This is a genomic window from Bacillus sp. AMCV2, assembly GCF_056033925.1.
On the sequence record NZ_JBVYIB010000002.1, the window covers coordinates 2362097 to 2386745 of the forward strand.

At 45.8% G+C, this 24649-nt stretch carries 23 protein-coding genes; 3 read left to right on the plus strand and 20 right to left on the minus strand.

Annotated elements, in window-relative coordinates; genetic code table 11:
• Positions 1-9 precede the first annotated feature (9 nt).
• Together yqiS and AC0OMA_RS12170 are read right to left on the minus strand one after the other, a co-directional pair.
• Positions 10-909: a phosphate butyryltransferase gene (gene yqiS / locus AC0OMA_RS12165; RefSeq protein WP_181219731.1), complete on the minus strand. Its 900-nt coding sequence runs from the start codon at positions 907-909 to the stop codon at positions 10-12.
• A 124-nt stretch (positions 910-1033) separates the two neighbouring features.
• The gene (locus AC0OMA_RS12170; protein ID WP_063335277.1) at positions 1034-3112 is read right to left on the minus strand and encodes a sigma-54 interaction domain-containing protein; all 2079 of its coding nucleotides are present in this window, start codon (positions 3110-3112) and stop codon (positions 1034-1036) included.
• Positions 3113-3264: 152 nt separating this feature from the next.
• Here AC0OMA_RS12170 and AC0OMA_RS12175 point away from each other — a divergent pair, with 152 nt between their 5' ends.
• On the plus strand, positions 3265-3501 hold the full coding sequence (locus AC0OMA_RS12175) for a DUF2627 domain-containing protein (RefSeq protein WP_181219733.1): 237 nt from the start codon (positions 3265-3267) through the stop codon (positions 3499-3501).
• 41 nt (positions 3502-3542) lie between these two features.
• On the opposite strand, the gene prpB is transcribed toward AC0OMA_RS12175, so the two are convergent.
• The 9 genes from prpB to AC0OMA_RS12220 all read right to left on the minus strand — a co-directional run bounded on the left by prpB (position 3543) and on the right by AC0OMA_RS12220 (position 12154).
• Positions 3543-4448 (minus strand): methylisocitrate lyase, encoded by a 906-nt coding sequence (prpB, locus tag AC0OMA_RS12180; RefSeq protein WP_181219735.1) that lies wholly within the window; start codon positions 4446-4448, stop codon positions 3543-3545.
• Between the two features lie 16 nt (positions 4449-4464).
• Positions 4465-5883, minus strand: coding sequence for a bifunctional 2-methylcitrate dehydratase/aconitate hydratase (locus AC0OMA_RS12185; RefSeq protein ID WP_181219737.1), 1419 nt, complete (start codon positions 5881-5883; stop codon positions 4465-4467).
• Positions 5884-5897: 14 nt separating this feature from the next.
• Positions 5898-7016 carry a citrate synthase gene (gene mmgD, locus AC0OMA_RS12190; protein ID WP_181219739.1) on the minus strand — a complete coding sequence of 373 codons (1119 nt, stop codon included), beginning with the start codon at positions 7014-7016 and terminating at the stop codon, positions 5898-5900.
• A gap of 33 nt (positions 7017-7049) precedes the next feature.
• Positions 7050-8189 carry an acyl-CoA dehydrogenase gene (locus AC0OMA_RS12195; RefSeq protein WP_047182857.1) on the minus strand — a complete coding sequence of 380 codons (1140 nt, stop codon included), beginning with the start codon at positions 8187-8189 and terminating at the stop codon, positions 7050-7052.
• Positions 8190-8216: 27 nt separating this feature from the next.
• The gene (locus AC0OMA_RS12200; protein ID WP_015384060.1) at positions 8217-9080 is read right to left on the minus strand and encodes a 3-hydroxybutyryl-CoA dehydrogenase; all 864 of its coding nucleotides are present in this window, start codon (positions 9078-9080) and stop codon (positions 8217-8219) included.
• 24 nt (positions 9081-9104) lie between these two features.
• Positions 9105-10286, minus strand: coding sequence for an acetyl-CoA C-acetyltransferase (locus AC0OMA_RS12205; protein ID WP_181219741.1), 1182 nt, complete (start codon positions 10284-10286; stop codon positions 9105-9107).
• Positions 10287-10413: 127 nt separating this feature from the next.
• Positions 10414-11145, minus strand: a complete 732-nt coding sequence (locus AC0OMA_RS12210) for a glycerophosphodiester phosphodiesterase (RefSeq protein WP_047182859.1) — start codon at positions 11143-11145, stop codon at positions 10414-10416.
• Between the two features lie 72 nt (positions 11146-11217).
• A complete protein-coding gene (locus tag AC0OMA_RS12215; protein WP_072173938.1) occupies positions 11218-11838 on the minus strand; it encodes an N-acetylmuramoyl-L-alanine amidase family protein in 621 nt (206 codons plus the stop codon).
• Between the two features lie 19 nt (positions 11839-11857).
• A complete protein-coding gene (locus AC0OMA_RS12220) occupies positions 11858-12154 on the minus strand; it encodes a hypothetical protein (protein ID WP_014480225.1) in 297 nt (98 codons plus the stop codon).
• A gap of 307 nt (positions 12155-12461) precedes the next feature.
• Here AC0OMA_RS12220 and AC0OMA_RS12225 point away from each other — a divergent pair, with 307 nt between their 5' ends.
• Both AC0OMA_RS12225 and AC0OMA_RS12230 read left to right on the plus strand, forming a co-directional pair.
• Positions 12462-12614: a hypothetical protein gene (locus tag AC0OMA_RS12225; protein WP_015384065.1), complete on the plus strand. Its 153-nt coding sequence runs from the start codon at positions 12462-12464 to the stop codon at positions 12612-12614.
• 72 nt (positions 12615-12686) lie between these two features.
• A complete protein-coding gene (locus AC0OMA_RS12230; protein WP_322839695.1) occupies positions 12687-13805 on the plus strand; it encodes an NADH-dependent flavin oxidoreductase in 1119 nt (372 codons plus the stop codon).
• A gap of 464 nt (positions 13806-14269) precedes the next feature.
• Here AC0OMA_RS12230 and spo0A read toward each other — a convergent pair whose 3' ends face one another.
• The 9 genes from spo0A to xseA all read right to left on the minus strand — a co-directional run bounded on the left by spo0A (position 14270) and on the right by xseA (position 24512).
• Positions 14270-15073 carry a sporulation transcription factor Spo0A gene (gene spo0A / locus AC0OMA_RS12235; RefSeq protein WP_003226427.1) on the minus strand — a complete coding sequence of 268 codons (804 nt, stop codon included), beginning with the start codon at positions 15071-15073 and terminating at the stop codon, positions 14270-14272.
• 274 nt (positions 15074-15347) lie between these two features.
• Complete coding sequence (gene spoIVB / locus AC0OMA_RS12240) at positions 15348-16628, minus strand: SpoIVB peptidase (RefSeq protein WP_004398697.1); 1281 nt, start codon at positions 16626-16628, stop codon at positions 15348-15350.
• 174 nt (positions 16629-16802) lie between these two features.
• On the minus strand, positions 16803-18533 hold the full coding sequence (recN, locus tag AC0OMA_RS12245) for a DNA repair protein RecN (protein WP_047182861.1): 1731 nt from the start codon (positions 18531-18533) through the stop codon (positions 16803-16805).
• Positions 18534-18569: 36 nt separating this feature from the next.
• Positions 18570-19019: an arginine repressor ArgR gene (argR, locus tag AC0OMA_RS12250; RefSeq protein WP_015384067.1), complete on the minus strand. Its 450-nt coding sequence runs from the start codon at positions 19017-19019 to the stop codon at positions 18570-18572.
• A 97-nt stretch (positions 19020-19116) separates the two neighbouring features.
• Complete coding sequence (locus tag AC0OMA_RS12255; RefSeq protein ID WP_015384068.1) at positions 19117-19962, minus strand: TlyA family RNA methyltransferase; 846 nt, start codon at positions 19960-19962, stop codon at positions 19117-19119.
• Positions 19959-21860 carry a 1-deoxy-D-xylulose-5-phosphate synthase gene (gene dxs, locus AC0OMA_RS12260; RefSeq protein WP_015384069.1) on the minus strand — a complete coding sequence of 634 codons (1902 nt, stop codon included), beginning with the start codon at positions 21858-21860 and terminating at the stop codon, positions 19959-19961. Before dxs ends, AC0OMA_RS12255 begins: the two co-directional genes overlap by 4 nt.
• 174 nt (positions 21861-22034) lie before the next feature.
• The gene (locus AC0OMA_RS12265) at positions 22035-22925 is read right to left on the minus strand and encodes a polyprenyl synthetase family protein (RefSeq protein ID WP_015483424.1); all 891 of its coding nucleotides are present in this window, start codon (positions 22923-22925) and stop codon (positions 22035-22037) included.
• Positions 22915-23169, minus strand: a complete 255-nt coding sequence (locus AC0OMA_RS12270) for an exodeoxyribonuclease VII small subunit (RefSeq protein WP_003226409.1) — start codon at positions 23167-23169, stop codon at positions 22915-22917. The genes AC0OMA_RS12265 and AC0OMA_RS12270 overlap by 11 nt, the downstream gene beginning before the upstream one ends.
• Positions 23166-24512 (minus strand): exodeoxyribonuclease VII large subunit, encoded by a 1347-nt coding sequence (xseA, locus tag AC0OMA_RS12275; RefSeq protein ID WP_015251733.1) that lies wholly within the window; start codon positions 24510-24512, stop codon positions 23166-23168. The genes AC0OMA_RS12270 and xseA overlap by 4 nt, the downstream gene beginning before the upstream one ends.
• Between the last annotated feature and the right edge of the window lie 137 nt (positions 24513-24649).

The window sequence follows — 24649 nt, forward strand, 5'->3', positions numbered from 1 at the left end:
TCGTTCCTCCTAATGTGTGTATTCTTCAGATGCGCATATTGCCAGCGCAATGGAATACAGTTTATTTTCAGCAGAGTCCGCTCTGCTTGTTAAAGCAATCGGTGCTTTTGCTCCTGTAATGACAGCCGCCACGCTGGCCTTGGCAAAATAAATCAGTGATTTATATAAAATATTGCCGGCCTCAATTGTTGGGACGAGAAGGATATCTGCGTTGCCCGCTACGTCTCCCGAAATGTTTTTCTGGGCCGCGGCAATTTGTGAAACTGCGTTATCCAAAGCAAGCGGTCCATCAACAATGCAGCCTTTGATCTGGCCCCTTTTGTACATTTGAGCTAGAGCAGCTGCATTCACGGTCGCTTCCATTTTTGGGTTCACCGTTTCAACCGCTGCCAGAGCAGCTGCTTTTGGCATATTGTTCCCTACTGCATGGGCCACATGAACTGCATTTTGCAAAATCTGCCGAAGCTCTTCCAGCGAAGGGGCAATATTCATTGCCGAATCTGTTACAAACATCATTCTGTCAAAATCCGGTATATCAAACACAGCCACGTGGGAAAGGACACTTGATGACCGAAGCCCCTCCTGTCTGTTCAATACCGCTTTAAGCAAAACAGAAGTCGGCACATTCCCTTTCATTAAAACGTCCGCTGTTTTATGATGTACAGCACGAACCGCTAATTTCGCCGACTCCTCAGGTGTATCGGCATGGACGATTTCCACTTGATGCCCTTGCATGGATGATGTCAGCTCGTTCAGTTTTTTGCTGTCGCCCGTTAACAAGAAACGGGCGGATAGGTGCTCGGCAGCCAGCTTTACAGCCCGGATCACTTCCTCATCCTCAGCATGAGCAACCGCAATAGTCTTGTTTTTGTGCATCGACGCTTTGCCGATTAAATCTTTCAGCTTCATCTGCTACCACCTTTCTTGTTTCGACTCCGCCTTTTATTATGCAAGTTCCGTGCCAGCTCTTAAGGGTGCTGTCATACCAGATATATTGAAACATTCGTGCAGATGTTTGCGTTTATTCTGCAAATTATTGCATGCCTTCATTTGCAAGGCCATATTTATCCATTTTGTAATATAAATTCCGAATGCTGACACCGAGGGCTTTCGCTGTTTTTGTCCGGTTAAAATGATGCTTTTCGAGCGTTTGCTGGATCAAATGCGCTTCAAATTTTTCTACTGCGACAGACAGCTTTTCCCCTTCAATATCCGGAAAATCAAAACCTGTCCCCTGATCTGTGTCATTTTCTTTTTGCTCAAGTTCAAATATAGGCAAATGATCTTTTTCAATCCATTCCATATGCGGATTGAGAAAAATCATGGCTCGTCCAAGGACATTTTCAAGCTCGCGGACATTCCCAGGCCAATGGTAAGCAGATAAGGCGCGCAAGGCTTGCTGCGAGAGCCCTTTTACATTCCTGCCGTAATCCCGGTTGATCTTTTGGATAAGTCTGACGCTTAGTGCTTCAATGTCCTCCAACCGCTGACGCAAAGGCGGAATGGAGATGGGATAGCGGTTGATCCGGTAATACAGGTCTTCGCGAAACTTTCCATCCGCCATCGCCTTTTCAATATTTACATTTGTTGCCGCGATCACTCTGACGTTGACAGGGATCGCTTTCGTGCCGCCCACTCTGACGATTTCCTTTTCTTGAAGGACGCGTAGCAATTTGGCCTGCATATTTTGTGTCAGTTCACCGATTTCATCTAAGAAAATACTGCCGTTATTTGCTTCCTCAAATAAACCCTTTTTACCGCCGCGCTTCGCTCCTGAAAACGCACCATCCTCATAGCCGAACAATTCTGATTCGAGCAGGTTTTCAGAAAGGGCTGCACAATTCACGCGAATAAATTTATTGTATTTCCGGTCGCTTTCGTTATGGATGGCATGGGCGAACAGTTCTTTTCCTGTTCCTGATTCCCCGCGCAGCAAGATGGTTGCCGGTGTTTTCGCACCGAGCTTCGCCTGCTCAAGCGCAACCAGCATTTGCTCGCTTTTGCCGATAATGTCGTCAAACGTGTATTTCGCTTCAAGCGTGCGAATAATTTGTCTGGCGCGATTAAGCTCCGCTGTCAGCATTTTAATTTCGGAAACATCGTGAATCACGCCGACGCTGCCTTTCAAAATCCCGTCCACAATCACTGGTGCTACATTAACGATGACCTCTTTTTCATTCGGGCCGACCTTCATTCTGACACCGCGGACAGGACGTCTTGTTTCAAGCACCTTTAAATGCATGCTTTCACCTTCGGAAATATCAGTGTTTGCAGGCTTGCCGATGACTTCTTTTTCAGAAAGCCCCGTCATTTTCGTATACGCTTTATTGATTAGCAGGCCAATGCCGTTTTCATCAACGACAGAAATCGCCTCATCGGAGGATTGAATAATTGCCTCCAGCATCGTACGGACCTGCTTTAAGTTGGTCACTTCCTCTGCCAGCTCGACCGCATCAGTGATATCTTTAAACACACAAAGAGCCCCGAGCAGACGTCCGCCTTCATCAATAATCGGCAGCCTTGTGGTCACAATTTGCAAATGATCGCCTAACAGCTGCTTCTGGTTGTATTCAGGCACTCTTGTTTTTAAAATCCGCGGCATCTTAGTGCTCGGAATCACTTCTTTTATTGGGCGCCCAATGACTTCCTCACGTTTTTTCCCGACCATTTTTTCGGCCATATGGTTAAAGAGAATGATTTCTTCATTGATATCAATAAAAATCATTCCATCATGGGTGGAATTAAAAATTCTGTCATATTTATAGGTTTGCTCTTTTAGCATTTGAATCAGGTGCTGCTTTTCTTCCATCAGCTGAAAAACGATGTATGCCATTTTTCCCGGCATGACAATGGTATCTTTATGCTTTCTTTGAAGGAGCTCGTCAAACACGGATTGATCGCCGGTGGTATGAATGACGATATCCGGTTTTTGTTGTATGTAAGGTTTCCAATCAGATGAAACGGCAATCCCATACTGTTCTGCTTCTTTCAATCCCGGCGCCTCGGGGTCTTTGTCAACTACGGCAATGATATCTATGATGGCTGTTTTAATCAGAATATGTAATAACGCCGTTCCCCTTTTGCCGGCACCTACTATCAGTACCTTTTGCATCCCGATACCCCTTTGTATGAAAAAATTTGCACACCTATTTATTCCGTTGCAATAATTTGCACAACCCTATGTTACCACGTTTTCTTCTCTTGACAAAATATTTTTTCCGCTGGACAATAAAGGAAATGAAAAGATAAAGGGGTTTTCTGAAGATGAGCCGACTTCTTGCGCTTTTAATATTAGTCATCCCCGGGGCTATTTCTGCTTTAGGCATTAAACTGATGAGAGATACACTTTTCGGCCATACAATCAAGCCATTTTCAGTTCTTTGGCTCCAAGGGTTGTCAGGATTCATCTTTTTTGCGATCGGCCTCTATGTGCTGGCCGGGTTCATTTTATACAGAGACAGAAAACGCAATCAAGTCAGCCCGCGATTCAGAAAACGATAGCTGAAAAAAAAGCCGGAGAATGCTCCGGCTTTTTTGTTGCACTATTCGTCAGGCAAAACGGTCTTGGCAATCGTTTTGTCTAACGCTTCATAGTCATAATAAGAAATCGTATCGTACAGTTCTTTTCGTGTCTGCATATCTTGAAGTCCTTCTTTTTGTGACCCGTGCTCCTTCATCAAACCAAACATCCGCTCACAAGCTTTTGCCGCCGCCCGAAGCGAGGTGACAGGATATATCACCATGTGAAACCCCATATCTTCGAATTCATCGGCACGATAATACGGCGTTTTCCCAAATTCAGTCATATTCGCAAGGAGCGGAACGGGGATACGCTCAGCAAACTGGCGGAATTCATTCTCCGCCTGTAGCGCTTCCGGGAAAATTGCGTCCGCTCCCGCCTCAATGTAAGCCTCTGAACGTTTTATTGCGGCATCAAGCCCTTCCTGCGCCCTGGCATCAGTACGGGCAACAACAATAAGGGAGGGTGCCGCTTGTTTAATGGCTTTTATTTTTTGCGCCATTTCCTTTATCGGAACTAGCTGTTTGCCATTTAAATGTCCGCATTTTTTTGGGAGCTGCTGGTCTTCTATTTGAACGGCTGCTACCCTGGCTTCAAGCATCTCCCGGGCTGTTCGGGCGGCATTTAAGACACCGCCAAATCCCGTATCGATATCCACAAGCAGGGGCAGATCAGCTGCACGCACAAGATCTTTGGCCCGTTCAGCTATCTCTGCCGATGTGATGATCCCTAAATCAGGCAGCCCCCTGCTGGCTGTATAGGCAGCACCGGACAAATAAATAGCAGAAAAACCGGCTTCTTTCGCAAGCAAAGCGGCCATCCCGTCATGGGCGCCGGGAATTTGAAGAATGTCCGGTGCTGACATCAGCTTGCGGAAACGCCCGGCAAGCTCCTCTTGTGACGATTGCTTATTGACGATCCACGACATGAAACAAATCCCCCTTTTACATGCAGAACATGTCTACGAATTCATTTACGCGCATCGTTTGTAATGTCTCATAGCTGGTACAGCGCTCATAAATGTGTTTGTGCTGTTTATCAGGAAAATGGGTTTTGAGATTGTCAGAAAACTTTTCCAGCAGTTTCGGCACTGCTTCCTCTCTTCGAAAACGATGGCCGAGGGGAAACTCACATTCCACCATTTCCGTGCTCGTTCCGTCTTTAAAATGAACCTGAACGGCATTTGAGATGGAACGTTTATCAGGTTTCAAATAATCCTCGGTATATGTTTTATTTTCAGTCACTTCCATTTTATCACGAAGATTATCTATTCTCGGATCATTCGCTGTTTCAGCTTCATAATGCTGTGCGGTGATATCACCAAAAAGCAAACCGATTGCTGTAATGTATTGGAGGCAGTGATCACGGTCTGCCGGATTGTGGAGCGGGCCTTTTTTATCAATGATTCGGATAGCGGATTCATGCGTTCTGATGACAACTCGGTCAATCTCGTCAATCCGGTTCTTTACCTGCGGGTGAAGAATGACGGCGCACTCCGCCGCTGTCTGGGCGTGAAATTCCGCAGGATAAGACACTTTAAATAACACATTTTCCATGACATAAGCGTCGAGCGGTCGGACAAGCTTGATCTCTTTCTTATTGAATAAAACGTCTTGGAACCCCCAACCCTGTGCACTCAGGGCTGTCGGATAACCCATTTCCCCTTTTAACGACATCATCGCCAAATGAACACCTCTGCTCGTTGCATCTCCTGCCGCCCATGATTTACGCGAGCCTGTATTCGGTGAATGGCGGTATGTCCTCAATGCTGCATTGTCAATCCATGCATTCGAAAGGGCATTTTTGATTTCTTCTCTTCCGCCGCCCAAAAGCTTTGCCGCAACAGCGGTTGTCGCAACTTTGACAAACAGCACATGGTCAAGGCCAACTCGATTTAAGCTGTTTTCTAACGCCAGCACACCTTGAATCTCGTGTGCTTTGATCATCATCTCAAGTACGTCGCGTACCGTTAACGGCTCTTTTCCTTCAGACAGCCTCACTCTTGATACATAGTCAGCAGCGGCAAGGATCCCTCCCAAGTTATCGGATGGATGCCCCCACTCCGCCGCCAGCCACGTATCGTTGTAATCGAGCCAGCGAATCATGCAGCCGATATTAAACGCTGCCCTCACAGGATCGAGAACATATGACGTTCCCGGCACTTTGCTTCCATTCGGCACAGTCGTTCCTGGAACAATCGGGCCAAGCAGCTTTGTGCATTCCGGATACCGTAGCGCCAAGATCCCGCAGCCCAGGGTATCCAGTAATACATGCCCCGCTGTTGTATACGCTTCGGCACTTGTAATCTCTTTTTCAAGCACATAGTCTGTGATTTCTTCGATAACACGATCCGTTTTCGGCATTCTACCAGCTCCTTTCATGATTTTGTTTGATATCGCGGGCCCATGTAACTGACACGGGGACGGAAGAGCCGATTATTGGCATGCTGTTCGATCACATGAGCGCATAAACCGGACGTTCTCGCGCTGAAAAAGACCGGCGTATATAAAGGAATCGGTATGCCGAGCATCCAATACACCGGGGCAGCATAGTAATCCAAATTCGGGTAAAGCCCTTTTTCCTTCTCCATCAGCCGCTCACCCGCTTCACACATCTCATATAAACGATGGTCACCGGCTTTATCGCATAATTGCTGCAGCGCCTCTTTCATCATGAGTGCTCTCGGGTCCATTTTTTTCATATACACCCGGTGGCCGAAGCCCATGATTTTTTCTTTTCTTTTCAGTTTTGTTTGCAGAAGCTGCTCAAAATCAGATGTCGTTTTTGCCTCCAAAAGCAAATACATCACAGCTTCGTTTGCTCCTCCGTGAAGATTCCCTTTCAGGGAAGCGACAGCCCCAGTCAAAGCCCCATAAAGATCTGAATGTGTAGATGCAATGACCCTGGCCGCAAAGGTTGAATTCGGCATCTCATGCTCACTGTACAGGACGAGCGACCGGTCAAAAATCTGTTCTTCCAATGAAGACGGCAGTTTCCCTGTCATCATGTATAGAAAATTCGCACTGTAGGATAGGGTTTGAAGCGGAAGAATCGGTTCTTTCTTATTAATGATCCTGTAGCTGGCAGCAGTGAGGGCAGGCATTTTCCCAAGAAGCTGATAGGCGCGTTCTTTGTTTGCGGAAGGAGACCGATCATCAATTCGCCGATCATAGCCAGCAAGTGCCGACAGGCCGGTACGCAGACTATCCATTGGATGAGTGTCCTCAGGGAGCAGCTCAAGCAGACGGAGATGATCAGCAGGCAGGCTTGAGACACTGTTTATTTTATGTTCCAGCGTCTCCATTTCACTTTCTTCTGGCAGCCTGCCCTCCAGCAATAAATGGACAAGCTCCAGATAGCTTTTTGTTTCAGAAAGTTCTATTAAATCATAGCCTCGTATCAAAATCTGGCTGGACTGGGTGTCAAGATAAGAAATATGAGTTTCTGCCGCAATCACACCGTCCAACCCTGGAGAATATTGCTGTTTCTCCTCCATATTCTCAACCTCCGTTTTTGCGTTTTTTGTCTATCAGGTTCCGCCAAGCAAATACTTGGAAATAATCAGTCTTTGAATCTCGTTCGTCCCTTCATAGATTTGCGTCACCTTTGCATCGCGAAGCAGGCGCTCAACCGGATAATCCTTCATATAGCCATATCCCCCATAAATTTGAACGGCGTCTAACGCCGCCTTCACGGCTGCATCGGAAGCAAATTGTTTAGCCATAGACGCTTCTTTTCCACAATTCAGGCCACGGTTATGGAGGTCTGCAGCGTGGTAGACAAGATGTCTTGCCGCCTCAGCCCTAGTCGCCATATCAGCCAGCTTAAATGAAATGGCTTGATTGGCTGCGATCGGTCTTCCAAATTGCACTCGCTGCTTCGCATAATTAACGGCATGCTCAAGAGCCGCCTCTGCAATTCCGAGCGCCTGTGCCGCAATGCCGATCCGGCCGACATTTAAATTCGCCATAGCAATGTGAAAGCCATCCCCCTCTTTGCCAAGCAAATTGGCTTCAGGCACTTCTGCATTATCAAAAATCAGTTCCGTAGTATTGGAACCATAAAGCCCCAGCTTTCTTTCTTTTTTTCCAACGGTAAAACCGGGTGTGTTTTTTTCAACAATAAAAGCCGAAATCCCGTGCCTGCCTTGATCTGGAGCTGTTAAAGCAAATGTGATATAGATATCAGCTGCTCCGCCATTCGTTATGAATATTTTCGATCCGTTTAATAGATATTTGCCGTTCTTTTTGATTGCTGTTGTGCGAAGGCTCCCGGCATCCGACCCCGAGTGAGGCTCCGTTAGTGCAAATGCGCCCAAATGGTCTCCTGACGCGAGCTTCGGTATATATTTCATCTTCTGTTCTTCGTTTCCGAAATACAGAATCGGATTTGTGCCGACTGAGGTATGAACGGAGAGAATCACGCCGACAGCCGCGCTGATTCTAGAAATCTCATGAATCGCCAAAATATAAGAAACAACGTCCGCCCCGGCACCGCCGTATTGTTCCGGCACCGGTATTCCCATCAGGCCGTATTCGCCCATTTTTTTGATCAGCTGAAAGGGAAATTCGTCCGTTTTCTCCATGATTTCCGCAGCGGGAGCAATTTCTTTTCGTGCAAAATCACGCACCATTTTTCGCATCATGACTTGCTCTTGGGTTACATGCAACTCGGCCACCCCCGGATGGAATAGACTTCAGGAAGTTCTCTCCTCATAGTCATAAAAACCGCGTCCGCTCTTTTTGCCAAGCCAGCCTGCTTTGACATACTTGCGGAGCAGCGGGCAAGGACGGTATTTGGAATCGCCAAGGCCTGAGTGAAGAACTTCCATAATTGATAAACACGTATCCAGTCCGATAAAATCCGCTAATGCAAGTGGACCCATCGGATGATTCATGCCCAGCTTCATCACTTCGTCTATCGCCTCCGGCTTCGCCACTCCCTCATACACGCAATAGATGGCTTCATTAATCATTGGAAGAAGCACACGGTTGGAAACAAACCCAGGAAAATCATTGACTTCTACCGCTGTTTTCCCCATCTTTTCCGCTAATGCCATAACATCTAAGGCCGTTTCTTCTGATGTAGCCAAGCCGCGAATCACTTCAACCAGCTTCATTACAGGGACGGGATTCATAAAATGCATGCCAATAACCCGTTGAGGACGGTTTGTTACAGCAGCGATTTCTGTAATAGGCAAGGAAGATGTATTGCTGGCCAAAATCGTATGAGGCGGGCACATGCGATCAAGTGTTTTAAACATCTCAGTTTTTGCCGCCATGTTTTCTGCGATAGCCTCAATCACAATGTCCGCATGCTCTGCCTCCTCAAGCGTTTGAGAAATCGAAATGCGGCTGATTACGCTCTTCACTTCCGTCTCGGTCCTTTTTCCTTTCTCAGCATCACGGGCCAGCTGTTTCTTCAGCCGTTTCAATCCTGCCTCCGCAGCCTCTTTATTCACATCGTACATCCGTACATAAAAGCCCGCGTCGGCAGCTGTTTGAGCAATTCCGCTTCCCATCTGACCTGCGCCAGCTACCATGATTTGTTTGATTTCCATTCAAATCCCCTTTTTCATCATGTTTTAATGAACCTGCACTAAGACGGCGTCTCCCTGTGCTGCCCCGCTGCAAATAGCGGCAACGCCCAGACCCCCTCCCCGTCGCTTTAATTCATAAACAAGCGTCATGAGAATTCTTGCCCCGCTCGCGCCGATCGGGTGGCCGAGCGCGATCGCACCGCCATTTACATTTACTTTTTCAAGATCGAAACCTACGATTTTTTCACATGTCAAAACAACTGAAGCAAAAGCTTCATTTACTTCAAACAAGTCAATATCTTGGACAGTTAAACCGTTCTTTTTCAGGAGCTTGTTAATTGCAAATCCCGGCGCTGCCGCCAGCTCGTGCGCTGGCATTCCCACAGTTGAAAAACCAAGAATTGTAGCCAGAGGCCGTTTGCCAAGCTCAGCAGCTTTTTCCTCAGACATCAGCACGAACGCGCCGGCTCCGTCATTGACCCCAGGAGCATTGCCGGCTGTGATAGAACCGTCACTTGCATAAATCGAAGCAAGTTTCGCGAGCTGATCCAGACTTGTGTCACGGCGAATCGCTTCATCTTTATCAACAACGTTTGGTTTTCCTTTTCGACCGATCCAGTTGACGGGAACAATTTCATCCTGAAACTTCCCTTCATCGGCTGCCTTAGCTGCCCTTGCATGACTTCTCAACGCCCATTCGTCCTGCTCTCTTCGTGAGATTGCATATTCCTTGGCAGCTGTATTTCCGTGAACAGCCATGTGCACCTCGTCAAACGCGCACGTTAATCCGTCATACACCATTAAGTCCCTAAGCTCGCCGTCCCCCATCCGTGCTCCCCAGCGCCCGGCGGGAACGGCATACGGGATATTGCTCATGCTTTCCATTCCCCCGGCAACAAGTATGTCCGCATCCTGCGCCCGAATCATTTGATCACATAAAGTGACAGCGCGAAGGCCGGAAGCGCAGACTTTATTCAGTGTTTCTGACGGCACACTCCAAGGCATTCCCGCCAGACGGGCAGCTTGACGGGAAGGTATCTGCCCTGAGCCGGCCTGGACAACCATGCCCATAACGTTTCCTTCTACATCATCTCCAGAGACTCCAGCCCGTTGCAGCGCCTCCTTCATCACAATGCCCCCAAGCTCAGCAGCTTTCACCTCTTTCAATACTCCGCCGAATTTGCCAAATGGAGTTCTTGCAGCACTTACAATGACTGTTTTCCTCATGGTTTCACCTCATTCAGAAGATAGACAGCGCTTACAATTTCTAGTTGTCTTCTATGAATGTATGCTTTGAAACGGGCATGAATGAATGAAAAAAGAAGGCTGCGTCAAACAGCCTCCTTCTAAACAACTATTCATTTTTCAACAATGCCGCAGCCTTTTCTGGAAAGTCGGTAAACATGCCGTCTGCTCCCGCTTCAATGAGACGCTTCATATCTTCCGGACGATTGACTGTATACGGCCTTACCTTAATCGAACTGTTCCTCATTTTCTTCAGCACTTCATCTGTGGCCCCTGGGCTGTTTAACTTCGGGTGATAGCCGGAAGCCGGAATAGATATGATATATTGATCTGCCTGATAAAGCACATCTGAAGTTAATACTGCCCGTTCGATATGCGGTGCAAGCCGGGCGCATAGCGCCAAGCTGTCATGATTAAAGGTGGATAGGATGACTCTCTCCTCTACATTGAAACGCTTCACTGCCTCCAGCACTTTTTCTTCCATTCCCTCATAGCGGATCACGCTGTTTTTTAATTCAATGTTGATGAGAAAATCCTTTTTTACCGCCCACGAGAGCACATCTTCTAGCAGCGGCACTTTTATATCGCTGTACGCTTGATCGTGACCAGCGGCCGCATTCGCAGTCTTTACCTCATCATAGGTTGTATCCTTCACGAATCCTTTAAGTGATGTCGTGCGGTTAAGTCTTTCATCATGAATCACAACAATGCGTCCGTCTTTCGTCAGCTGTACATCAAGCTCTATCCCATCTGCTCCGGCTTCAATTCCTTTTTCAAATGCAAGCATTGTATTTTCGGGAAATTGACCTGATGCCCCCCGGTGGGCAAAAATCTTTGTCATCGTTTCACCTCAAACCCTAAAGTTTTCTCCATTATACTTATTTTGTCGGCTCCACTCTAGGATTAAGGCAATCTACTGATCATAATAAGAATCAATGCCGTTGACAATCGCATCTGCGGCCTTTTGCTGGTATTCTTCACTTCCCAGCTTGTCCGCATCAGAGCTGTTAGTGATAAACCCAAGCTCCGCCAACACGCTTGGCATTTGTGAATATGTAATGACGTAAAAGTCTGATTCTTTCACGCCCCTGTCTCTCGTTTGTAAGGAAGAAACGAGCTCTGACTGAATATCGGATGCCAGACGCCGGCTGTTCTCCCCTTCATAATCAGATTGAAAATACGTTTCTGTTCCTGAAGCTGAAGCAACCCCAGAATTCACATGAATGCTGACAAAAAGGTCAGCCTGATTGGCACTTGCCTTAGCCACTCTTTCCTCCAAGGTCAGAAAATGATCGTCAGACCGGGATGCAACAGGATTGGCTCCCTCCTCTTTTAGTTTGTCTGTCACATGCTCTGAGACAGCCAAATTAATATCCTTTTCAAAGAGCCCGTTTCCGACCGCTCCACTATCTTCACCGCCGTGTCCGGCATCAATATACACCGTTTTCCCTTCTATCGGCTCTGCTGCCTGTGCACAAGGCGCGAGCGTCAAAGCCAATCCGCACAGCGCCAAGCTCCTCCATAACATTCTCAACTTACTCCCTCCGGTCTTTTTATGACGAGTTCTTTCGCAGCTGAATATCTTCCAGCTGTAAAGTTCCATTATCCTTCTTTGTATATTTCACCAGGACATGTGTCTGATCTGGCAGTGATTCACATTCATCACGTTTATCCTTCGGAACTTGTATCATGGTTTCTTCTCCATTAAGAGAAACCGCAATCGTATGAGGATCAGCCGAGCCAATGTATTTTCCCTCTTCGGTAAACCTTGGCACTGAGTCATCCGCACTTGCAACACTGCACCCCGAAAGAAAGAGCGCAGTAAACAGCAAAAGAACCGTTTGTTTCACATGACCACCTCTTCCTGATGTTTGGCTTTTATCTTTGACCAGAATGGCGAATTTGTAAAGACAACGCGAATGCAGGCGAGCAAGTTCCATGATTTTCAAAAGGGCTATACGACCCGATCATTTCCTGTTGTTAGAAAGATAACGAGCAGATTTGTCTATGAGGATGGCTCTAATTGAGGCGCCAATTAGAAAAAATTAGCGGAAAGAAGCAACTTTTTATTCATTTTAAAAAATTTGAGAATAGGGTGAGCAAATCGTTTGACGGGTGGGTCAGCCAAGCGTAACCTTTTAAAGGATATTTACTTTATTGAAAGAAGTTAAAGCCATGAAAAAATTCGTTCTGCTGCTGGCGGCAGCTGTCATCACATGCTCCATCGGCCACCAAATCAGCGGCGGCTACAAAGGTCCCGAAAAAGAGCGGCGAAAACATCACTCTGCATTCAAGATATTCAGTCGGTAAAGCAGATCAATTGCATTAATTTTTACATATAGGCTAGAATATGTGCGAATCCAAACGAAAGAAGATGATCAAATGAATCCTAAGTATAAGCCACTGTTTGAACCATTTACGTTTAAAAGCGGCGTTACAATCGACAACCGGATCGCGGTAGCACCGATGACTCATTACGCTTCTAATGAAGACGGTACAATATCTGAAGCGGAGCTCGACTACATCATCCCCCGTTCAAAAGAGATGGGAATGGTGATTACAGCCTGCGCAAATGTTACACCGGACGGAAAAGCATTCCCCGGGCAGCCGGCCATCCATGACGATTCCAACATTCCAGGTTTAAAAAAATTAGCACAAGCCATTCAGGCACAAGGCGCTAAAGCCGTTGTACAAATTCATCACGGCGGCATCGAATGCCCGTCTGAGCTCGTTCCTCAACAGGATGTTGTGGGGCCAAGTGACGTGTTTGATAACGGCAAACAAATTGCTCGCGCATTAAAAGAAGAAGAAGTGGAAAACATTGTGAAGGCGTTTAGAGAAGCGACAAGACGCGCCATTGAAGCTGGCTTTGACGGTGTCGAAATTCACGGGGCAAATGGCTACTTGATTCAGCAGTTTTATTCTCCGAAAACCAACCAGCGCACGGATCGCTGGGGAGGAAGCGATGAAAAACGATTAGCCTTCCCGCTCGCTATTGTCGATGAAGTGAAAAAAGCCGCTTCAGAACATGCGAAGGGTGCGTTCTTAGTAGGCTACCGTCTGTCTCCGGAAGAACCTGAGACACCGGGATTGACAATGACTGAAACTTTTACGCTTGTTGATGCTTTAGGGGATAAAGAATTGGATTATCTTCATATCTCACTGATGGACGTGAACTCAAAAGCGCGCCGCGGTGCAGATCCGACTCGCACACGCATGGACTTATTGAATGAACGTGTCGGAAACAAAGTGCCGCTGATCGCCGTCGGTTCCATCCATTCCGCTGATGACGCGCTAGCCGTCATCGAAAACGGTATTCCGCTAGTCGCTATGGGACGCGAAATTTTAGTTGACCCTAACTGGACGGTAAAAGTAAAAGAAGGCCATGAAAAGCAAATCGAAACAGTGATCAAAGGCACAGATAAAGAAAAATATCATTTGCCTGAACCGCTATGGCAAGCAATTGTGAACACGCCAGGCTGGGTGCCTTATAAAGATTAATATGCAAAGACTGCCGTACCGATTCGGCAGTCTTTTTTCCCTTTATATAAATAGTTTATGTACACATCTAAACAGCAAAAGAAAGAGCTCCCCACCTACTTCGAAAAGAAAATCTAGGAAAAACCCCTCACGCTTTCTTGCTTTTTTCTTTTTCATTCGTACGTCTCCTTTTTACATGAATACGCCTTACTTACGATTTTGCAGGAGAAAGGTTTCATTTTATAACGGAAACATCTAGAGTCGATCATGCTTCGTGATCCTATAAGATGTATGAATGGACCAAGAGTGCAGGTAATACCCCATTTGCTTTCCTTACTTTTCAAACCTATCCTTTACTATATGCGGATACTTACTATTCTTCTCCCATACTAACAAATGTCCCCAAAACAAAACGCCTCCTATTTATCAGCGCAAACTAATAAATAAAAGACGTTTGATTTAATGACCACTTAATAAGCTCATGTTTAAGAAGCCTTATGTTCTAATCTCAGCTTATCCGCAACCATTGCAATGAATTCCGAATTTGTCGGTTTAGCTTTTGTCATGCTGACAGTATAACCGAACAACGAGGAAATGGAATCAATGTTTCCTCTGCTCCATGCCACTTCAATTGCATGGCGGATCGCTCTTTCTACACGGCTTGCGGTTGTGTTGAATTTTTTGGCGATGTCCGGATAGAGGACTTTTGTAATGCTGCCGAGCAATTCGATGTCATTGTATACCATTGAGATTGCTTCGCGCAGATAGAGATAGCCTTTAATATGGGCTGGGACGCCGATTTCATGGATAATGCTTGTGATGCTCGCGTCGAGATTTTTCTTCTTTGGTTCAGGCTGGCTGCTGCGTATAATACTGCTTTGCGATGATGGCGCACGATGCGTCACACTGCTGGCATTTCCGCTGACCTGGCGGATATGGCCGACAAGGTTTTCCATATCAAACGGTTTGAGAATAAAGTAGGACGCGCCTAAATCGACGGCCTTTTTCGTGACATCTTCCTGTCCAAAGGCTGTCAGCATAATGACATTCGGCTGTTTTTTCAGATCTGATTCCCTCAGCCTCTCTAAAACCGCAAGTCCGTCTAAATGCGGCATAATAATATCTAATACGAGCACATCGGGATCTTTTTCTTTAAACAACGACAGGCATTCCTGTCCGTTATAAGCAACGCCGATCACTTCCATGTCTTCCTGTCCTTCTATATATTCACTTAACAGGCTTACCAGCTCTCGATTATCATCAGCAACACAAACTTTAATTTTCTCCACGTTTCTTCCTCCCCAAATGTAGTTAACAGGATTCACCCTTGCTACATGTTTACATTCGACAAAACCGCTATATACCCTCTAAAAAAATCATAATCCCCAATATTAGTGGCATATCTTTGTTATTCTATGTTTTTCTCTGTTTTTCGACTAAAAATGAAATTTGACAAACAAGGAAACGTGAATTTGTCGAAAAATCTTCTTTTGTATATTTTACCGTATGTATTCTGAGAAGTGAAGAGGGATCAAAATAAAAAACTGCCGGAAACTCCGGCAGTCAGCTTGCTTTTTCTTTTCCGTAAATATCGATTCCTGCTTCTGACAGCATCCATTCAATATGAACACCGTAGCCGCTTGTCGGGTCATTTACAAACACATGGGTGACAGCGCCGATCACTTTTCCATTTTGAATGATCGGGCTTCCGCTCATCCCCTGTACGATGCCTCCTGTTTCTTTCAAAAGCCTTGGATCGGTAATTTTCAACACCATTCCTTTTGTCGCAGGGAATTTTTGCGGCGTTGTGCTGACGATTTCAATATCGAATTTTTCTACTTTGTCATCATCAATAACCGTTAAAATTTCAGCCGGTCCTTTTTTGACTTCGGTAGAAAACGCAACCGGCAGTGCTTGATCTGATATGTTGTTTTGAATCGGCTGATGCAGCGTGCCGAAAATCCCAAATGGGCTGTTTCTGTTAATATCCCCGATCGTTTTGCGTTCTGAGGAAAATCGCGCCAGTTTTTCTCCCGGATTACCGCCTGTCCCTTTTTCAATTGATGTTACAGTGGATTTAACGATTTCTCCATTCTCCACTACAATTGGTTTCTTTGTGTCCATATCGGAAATCACGTGGCCAAGTGCTCCGTATTTTTTTGTTTTCGGTTCATAAAAGGTCATAGTGCCGATGCCGGCAGCAGAATCTCTGATATATAACCCGATTCTGTATTTGCCTTCTCCTTCATCCTTTTCTGGGATCAGCTTCGTTTTGATTTTCTGTTTATCACGTTTGATCAGTAAGTCTAAAGATTCACCAGTTTTCCCAGCCTTTTGAATAAATGGGGCTACATCATTCATTTTTTCAATTTTCTGTCCATTCATCTCAATAATGATGTCGCCCGCTTCAATTCCGGCCGTTTCTCCCGGAGATTTTTTGCCTTCACTTGTATTGATTTGATGAAATCCGACGACAAGAACACCGACGGAATGAAGTTTTACGCCGATTGATTGTCCGCCAGGTATAACTTTTAAATCAGGAAGAACGTGCACTTTTGTTTTTTTAATTGGAAATCCGGCAAGATCGTATACTAATTCTGACTCACCAGATTTTTTGCCCGTCACCTTGATTTCATGCGGATCTTTCTTTACTGTAAACGCTTCTGAGGATTCTGATGTCTGAGCGTTTACCGATAAACTCGTTTCAATCGCTTGTGTTTGGGTTTCAAATACTCTCATTTGCGTTGGAATCAGTAAATATTCTTTTAGCGGTTTGCATAAACCTACACTTAATAACGAAACAAGGAGAATTAAACCTACTGCTTTTCTGATGTTATCGGGCATTCACTACTTCACTCTCCTCGCTCCTATCCCACACCTTCTTTATGACTTGCTGCTACATCATTTAATTTTGCCTTCTGACGGCTTATTTATAACTGTCATATGAAGAAAAACATTGGATATACTGATGAACGAATGGATGTGCACGAAAAAAATAAGCTGCGCTTCTCACGCAGCTTACCCAGTTGTTTTGACTTGATCCGCTTGTTTTAAAAGTTCTTTCGCATGGCGTTTCGTTAAATCGGTTACTTCGACACCTGCAATCATGCGCCCGATTTCCGCTACCTTTTCCTGCTTAGAGAGCGGCTTGACACGTGTCGTCGTTCTGCCGTCTTTTAACTCCTTCGCAATATAAAGATGCGTATCGGCCATGGCAGCCACCTGAGGGAGGTGTGTAATACAAAGCACTTGTGATCCTATTGACACCTTATGGATCTTCTCAGCGATTGCCTGTGCGACCCTCCCGCTTACACCGGTATCAACCTCATCAAAAATGATCGATGTCACATCCTGTTGTGAGGAAAAAATGCTTTTTATGGCAAGCATCACCCGTGACAGCTCTCCACCTGAAGCAACTTTCGAAAGAGATTTCAGCGGCTCGCCTGTATTGGTTGAAATTAAAAATTTCACCAGGTCAATCCCTTGTTCAGTCAGCTGAACGGGCTGGCCGTTTACAAGCGGAGCCTCTTCATTGCGTGACGCTGTTCTGACCTTAAATTCCGTATCAAAAGTTGATTTTTCCATGTACAGGCTTTTTAATTCCCGATGAATCTCATCAGCCAGCTTTTTCGCCCATGTTTTTCGGATTTGTGACACATTTGCCGCTTCCACTGCGACATCTTTGCCGACGGAGTCAAGCTCTTTTTTCAAGCTTTGAAGGTGGCTGTCCCTATTTTCAATTTGGTCAATCTCTTCTTCAATTTTAGAAGCATATTCCAAAATGTCTTCAACAGTGGCACCGTATTTTCGTTTCAGCTGTTTGATTTCATTAAGTCGCGTCTCAATATAGTTCAGGCGTTCCGGATCAAATTCAAGCTCATCCAGCATATTTCTCATCTGAAATGTGGCATCCTCAAGCAAATAGTAGGAGTTCGAAACACTTTCAGACATTTTTTTCAGCGGTTCGTTAATATCAGATATATCTTCTAGCTGCGCTGATGCCATTCCGACCCAGTCCAATCCGCCCTGCTCACTGCGAAGCGCGTTATATGCATTTTGCAGCGACTCATATATCTTCTCAAAGTTTGAAATTTGCTGGCGCTCTTCTTGGAGCTGTTCATCTTCGTTAAGCTCAAGCTTTGCCGATTCGATTTCTTCGAGCTGAAATTGAATAAGATCAAGGCGATGGGCCATTTCCTGTTCGCTTTCAGAAAGCTGCTTAAGCTTTTTGAGCAGCTTCATATACCGCTGGTACCCTTCCTGATACGTTTTGAGCGCGCTTTCCACTTCGGTCCCGGCAAACTTGTCCAAAAGCTGGAGATGATTTTCGTCTTCCATTAACAGCTGGTTATCGTGCTGCCCGTGAATATCTAATAAAAGCCTGCCGATCTCTCTTAGCGAAGCAATCGTGACAAGCTTGCCATTGACACGGCAAACGCTTTTCCCGCTCGTGCTGATATCCCTTCTCATGACGATCATTTCGTCTGAAACGTCGATACCCTGCTCAGCGCATACGCCTAAAACAGGATGGCCGCTCTCCAACAGAAACAGCCCTTCAAGTTCGGCTTTTGCTTCCCCATATCTAACAAATTCAGATGATCCGCGGCCTCCGACTAAAAGAGAAATGGCATCTATGATAATGGATTTGCCGGCTCCGGTTTCTCCTGTTAAAACCGTAAGCCCGCGTTCAAAAGAAACCGTCAGTTCCTCAATAATGGCAAAGTTTTTAATCGATAGTTCAGCTAACAAACAGCATTACACCTCTTATCTTTGTTAGATTTTCTGTTACAGCAGTTCAAGGAGCCTGTTTTTTACACCGTCTGTATCTCCAGGAGTCCGGCAAATAATTAAAATCGTGTCATCTCCGCAAATGGTTCCCATAATTTCATCCCAGTCCAAATTGTCCATCAGCGCCCCGATTGCCTGAGCATTGCCCGGCATCGTTTTCAGCACGATCATATGGCTTGCTGAGTCTATTTTCACAAATGCGTCCATCAATGCCCGCTTTAGCTTAGACAGCGGATTGAAACGCTGGTCCGCCGGAAGACTGTATTTGTAAGAACCATTATTTGTAGGCACTTTTACAAGGTGAAGTTCTTTAATATCCCGTGATACCGTGGCCTGCGTTACTTTGTATCCATCCTGCTTTAGCATGTCGACCAATTCATCCTGCGTTTCGATTTCATTGCTTGTAATGATCTCTCTGATTTTAATATGCCTCTGGCCTTTGTTCATGTAAGCACCTCTATTTCCAAGCTTATCTGTTCTTTTATGTTATATGATTCTCTGCACATTGTACATGAATGCAGAAAAAAGGAATAATAGCGCCCTATTATTCCGGTACATCTGCTTTTTTTTCTTTTAACGTCTTATGTGCTTCTTCTACAACGCGCATGATCTCTTCTTCCGGCAGCTCCTGGCCTTCCTGTCCCTCTCCCGGCCAATGCAAATGAAGGAGAAACTCAATATTTCCGTCTCCTCCCGTGATTGGAGAAAATGACAAGCCTTTACAGATATAGCCTTCAGCGGCAGAAAAACTGATCATTCGCTTGAGCACATCAGCATGCACTTTAGGATCTCTGACAATCCCTTTTTTGCCGACGGATTCCCGTCCCGCTTCAAACTGAGGCTTAACTAGAGCCATGCAGTCGCTACCCGGTACGAGTAAAGTCCTTAGGACAGGCAGGATGAGCCGCAGTGAAATAAAGGACACATCAATTGTGGCAAACTCCGGCATGCCCTTTGTAAAGTCTGCCGGTGTTGCATAACGAAAGTTCGTCCGTTCCATCACGACGACCCGTTCATCCTGTCTAAGCTTCCACGCAAGCTGATTATAGCCTACATCCACAGCGTATGACTGTTTAGCTCCATTTTGCAAAGCGCAGTCCGTAAAACCGCCGGTGGAGGAGCCAATATCAATCATAATTTTATCTTTGACAGAGACGGGAAATTCCTTCAGCGCTTTTTCGAGCTTTAAGCCGCCCCTGCTCACATACTTCAGTGGGTTTCCTTTGACTGTTAGCGGAAGGTCGCGATCAATTTTTTCTCCAGGCTTGTCCAAGCGGTTTTCGTTTGAATAGACGATCCCCGCCATAATGGCTCTTTTGGCTTTTTCACGCGTTTCCGCCAGCCCTCTTTCCACTAATAATACATCTAATCGTTCTTTCTTTGACGTCATGATCCAATTCCTTTGTGTGTCTTTGGCGGCATCAGTAATCTAATACGATTTGCCACCTGCTGTTTTGTCAGTCCAATTTCCTCAAGAAGCGCCGTTACGCTTCCGTGTTCAATAAACCGATCAGGTATACCCATTCTGTCGATCGGAGTATGATATTCACCTTGATCATGAGCGAATTCTAAAATCGAGCTTCCGAAACCGCCTTCTAAGACCGCTTCTTCAATTGTTAAAATTGGCAAGCCTTCTTTTAGGATACTCTTCATCATCTTTTCATCAATCGGCTTAATAAAACGCGCATTCACCACGCGCACGGAAAGGCCTTCTTTCTGCAGCTCTTCGGCTGCTTCAATCGCCATTTCGATTGTTGTGCCGAATGTTAAGATGACAGCATCGTTCCCTGGACGCAGCACCTCCCACGTACCGATCGGAATCGTTTTCAACTGTTCATCCATTTTTACGCCGAGTCCGTTTCCGCGCGGAAAACGCATCGCTATCGGGCCTTCGTCATAGCTAAGTGCTGTATGAACCATGTGCTGGCCTTCATTTTCGTCTTTCGGCATCATTAAGACCATGTTTGGAATGTGGCGCATAAACGCAATATCAAACACGCCTTGATGTGTCTCTCCATCAGCGCCGACGAGTCCTGCACGGTCAATTCCAATAAACACATTGGCGTTTTGGCGGCAGATGTCATGAACAACTTGGTCATATGCCCTTTGCAGGAAGGTTGAGTAAATCGCCAAAAACGGCTTCATACCCTGCATTGCCATAGCTGCCGCCATCGTTGCGGCATGCTGTTCTGCGATTCCTACGTCGAACATCCGGTCAGGGAATTCCTTTGCGAAACCTTCAAGCTTTGAACCGACAGGCATAGCCGGCGTAATGGCTACAATGCGTCCGTCCTCGCGCGCCATTCGCTGCACAGTTCCGCTGACAAGGCCGCTCCACGAAGGAGCTGCGGCTTTCGGCTTTACAAAGTCGCCGGTATTAATTTTATATGGTCCGGTACCATGCCATGTCCCAATCGTATCGGTCTCAGCCGGTTTGTACCCCTTCCCTTTTTTCGTGATGACGTGCAGAAGAACAGGGCCTTTCGTTTTTTTGGCGTATTGAAGATTCTCAATCAGCTCATGATAAGAATGTCCGTCCACTGGGCCCAAATACGTAAAACCGAGCTCCTCGAAAAACATTCCGGAGACGAGCATGTATTTCAGGCTGTCTTTGACCCGTTCCGCCGTGGCGGCAAGCTTGCCCCCAACTGCCGGAATCTTTTTAAATAAGTATTCAAGCTCATCTTTGACCCACTGGTATTTCCCCGCAGTACGGAGCCGTCCGAGCATAGAGTGAATGGCACCGACATTCGGCGCAATACTCATTTCATTATCATTAAGGATGACAATCATGTCTTTTTTCTCGTCGCCGATGTGGTTAAGGGCTTCGAGCGCCATTCCGCCGGTCAGCGCGCCGTCACCAATGATCGGAATAATATATTCATCCGTTCCTTTAATATCACGGGCAGCTGCCATTCCCATCGCGCCTGACAGAGAAGTCGAGCTGTGCCCGGTTTCCCAAACATCGTGCTCGCTTTCACTCCGCTTTGGAAATCCGCAAAGCCCTTTGTACTGGCGAAGCGTCGCAAATTCTTTTCCGCGTCCTGTCAGCAGCTTATGGACATACGATTGATGGCCTACATCCCATAAAAATTTGTCTTTCGGGCTGTTAAATTCCTTATGCAGAGCAATAGTAAGCTCTACGACACCTAAGTTTGGGCCGATGTGGCCGCCGGAAGCGGATAAACTTGTAATTAAAAACTGACGGATTTCATCACTTAATTTCTCTAATTCATCAATGGACATGTTTTTTAAAAACGACGGGTCCTGTATTGATAAAAGATCCAAAGCGGATCAACTCACTTTCAGCATGAATTTCTGCAATGATACATGTCTTTTGCATGCCGAGCTGACAATAATCTCAGACATAAAAAAAGACAAACGCGCTTTTCCTTTTCATTTTTCATATAAACTGCTTACATTTTACCATATCTCGTACAGCCGCTTCAAATTAGGATCGTTTTAGTGATCTCTTGCCGCAATTAAATCACAAAGCTCATATAAAAGGTCTTTTTGAAGAGAGAGTCCGCCGATCAATCGCTTCGCCTCTTTTATATGAACATCCAATTTATGTTTGGCCCCTTCCAATGAAAGAAGCGACGGGTATGTCGATTTGTCATTTGTGGTATCCGAGCCGACACGTTTGCCGATTTTCTCTTCACTGCCTTCTAAATCTAAAATATCGTCTCTGATTTGAAATCCGATTCCAATGTGGCTGCTGAAGGTACGCAGTGTTTCAATGTCTTCCTCAGGCGCATCAGCCAAAATAGCACCAGCGATTACACAAAAGCCAAGGAGCTTGGCAGTTTTCCGTTCATGAATGGATTCGAGCTCTTCAAGCGTGACTTGTCGGTTTTCCGCTTCCATATCAGCTACTTGCCCACCGACCATGCCTTCGGTGCCTGCCGCTGAAATCAGTTCATTCACAAGCCGCAGGCGCTTTTCTGCTGACACCTCGTCTGACACGTGGGAGGTAATCAGCTTAAAGCTTTCTGTGAGCAGCCCGTCACCCGCTAATACTGCCGTCGCTTCACCAAACACTTTATGGTTTGTCGGCTTCCCGCGGCGCAAATCGTCATCATCCATGCATGGAAGATCATCGTGAATTAACGAATACGTGTGAATCATTTCGACAGCACAGCCGACCGGAATGCCGTCTTTTTCGCTTTTTCCATATGCGTTTAAAACAGCCAGTACAATCAGAGGCCGCAACCGCTTTCCGCCGGCCTCTAGAGAATACAGCATAGATTTCTTTAATGAGTCCGGCATATCCAGCTTTTCTGTATAGACAGAAAGCTGATTTTCAATTGTTTTTTTCCGGTCCGCCAGAAAGCTCGTTAATTTATTTGTCACCTTCGTCTTCCTCCTGAACACTGAAAGGTGCCAGTTCGCCGTCTTCTTTTAAAATGAAATCCATTTGCTTTTCGACTTTTTGCAGCTTTTCATGGCACATTTTTGACAGAGCCATGCCTTCTTGGAAATAGTTAATGGCTTGCTCTAGAGGCACATCTCCCTCTTCAAGCTTTGATACGATGCTCTCAAGCCCTTTCATCGCCTCTTCAAATGTCATGTTTTCATTTTTTTTCACGTCTGTCATTTTTCTTCCCCTCTCTTTTCTAATACTTCACAGGTCAGCACGCCATCCTTCAGCTTGACTTCAAGCCGGTCCTGCTCTTCTATCTGACTGACACTTTTAATGAGTTTATCTTCTTTATAAGCCAAGCTGTATCCTCTTTCCATCACTTGAAGAGGACTTAGTGCATTCAGCTTGCCAAGAACGGTTTGAAATTGGGAATGCAGCTGCTTCATTTGGATATTCATATTTTTTCTCAGCTGATTTGTTTGTTCCTGGTATCGTGTTCTCGCTTGTTTCAGCTGTTCATGAGGATGCAGTGCCTCTAATCTGTACGTTTCACGCTCCAGCTGTCTGCTTTTCCGATCTAAAAGAGCGGTCAGCTGTGCTTGAAACTGCTGGTACGCGAGGTCAAACTGCTGCTCTTTTTGCGCATACAAACGCTTTGGAAAACGAAAGGCATAGGACGATTGCAGCGTTTGAATCCGTTCTTTTTTCTGGCCGAGATGCTGCTGCATTGCTCTTGTCATTCTGACTTCCGCTGTTTTTGTCCGTTCGATTAAATCAGTGGTATGAGGCACAGCAATCTCAGCTGCTCCTGTCGGCGTCGCGGCTCTGATATCGGCGACAAAATCACTGATCGTAAAATCCGTCTCATGTCCGACTGCCGATATAATCGGAATATTGGAAGCAAAGATGGCGCGTGCTACAATTTCTTCATTGAACGCCCACAGTTCTTCTATCGAACCGCCGCCTCTCCCGACAATTAATACGTCGCAAATCTCTTTTTCATTTGCCTCTTCAATGCGCGTAACGATGGATCTGCTCGCATTTTCACCTTGTACGAGCGCTGGAAGAACAATGACTTTTACAAGGGGATATCTTCTTTTTAGAGTTGTAATAACGTCTCTGACAGCGGCACCCGTTGGAGATGTCACAACCCCGATTGTGGCTGGAAATGCGGGGATTTGTTTTTTGTAGCGGTCGTCAAATAAACCTTCTCCGGCAAGCTTCTTTTTTAATTCTTCGTACGCTAAATAAAGCGCTCCAACCCCGTCAGGCTGCATTTCTTTGGCATATAATTGATAGTTTCCGCTCGGTTCATATACGGAAATTCCGCCTCTTACCAGCACTTTCATTCCGTTTTCAGGTTTAAAAGGCAGACGCTCGCTTTGTCTCGCGAACATCACCGACTGCATTCTTGCGTTTTCGTCTTTTAAAGTGAAATAAATATGCCCTCGTGTGTGTATCTTTACATTCGACAATTCGCCTTTAATCCAAATATTTTCAAGGTGAGGATCTACATCGAATTTTCGTTTTATATACTTTGTCAGCGCTGAGACGGTCACATACGCTGCTTCACCCATGTCTAAAAACTCCTCTCCTAAGCATTCCTGCACCATAACTAAAGAAAACCCGCCCTGGCTTTAGGAGCCTGAAGAAGCGGGTATCGTGCTCATATTCAAGGCGGGTAAACATTTCGCCTGTGAATATCTCCAATTAT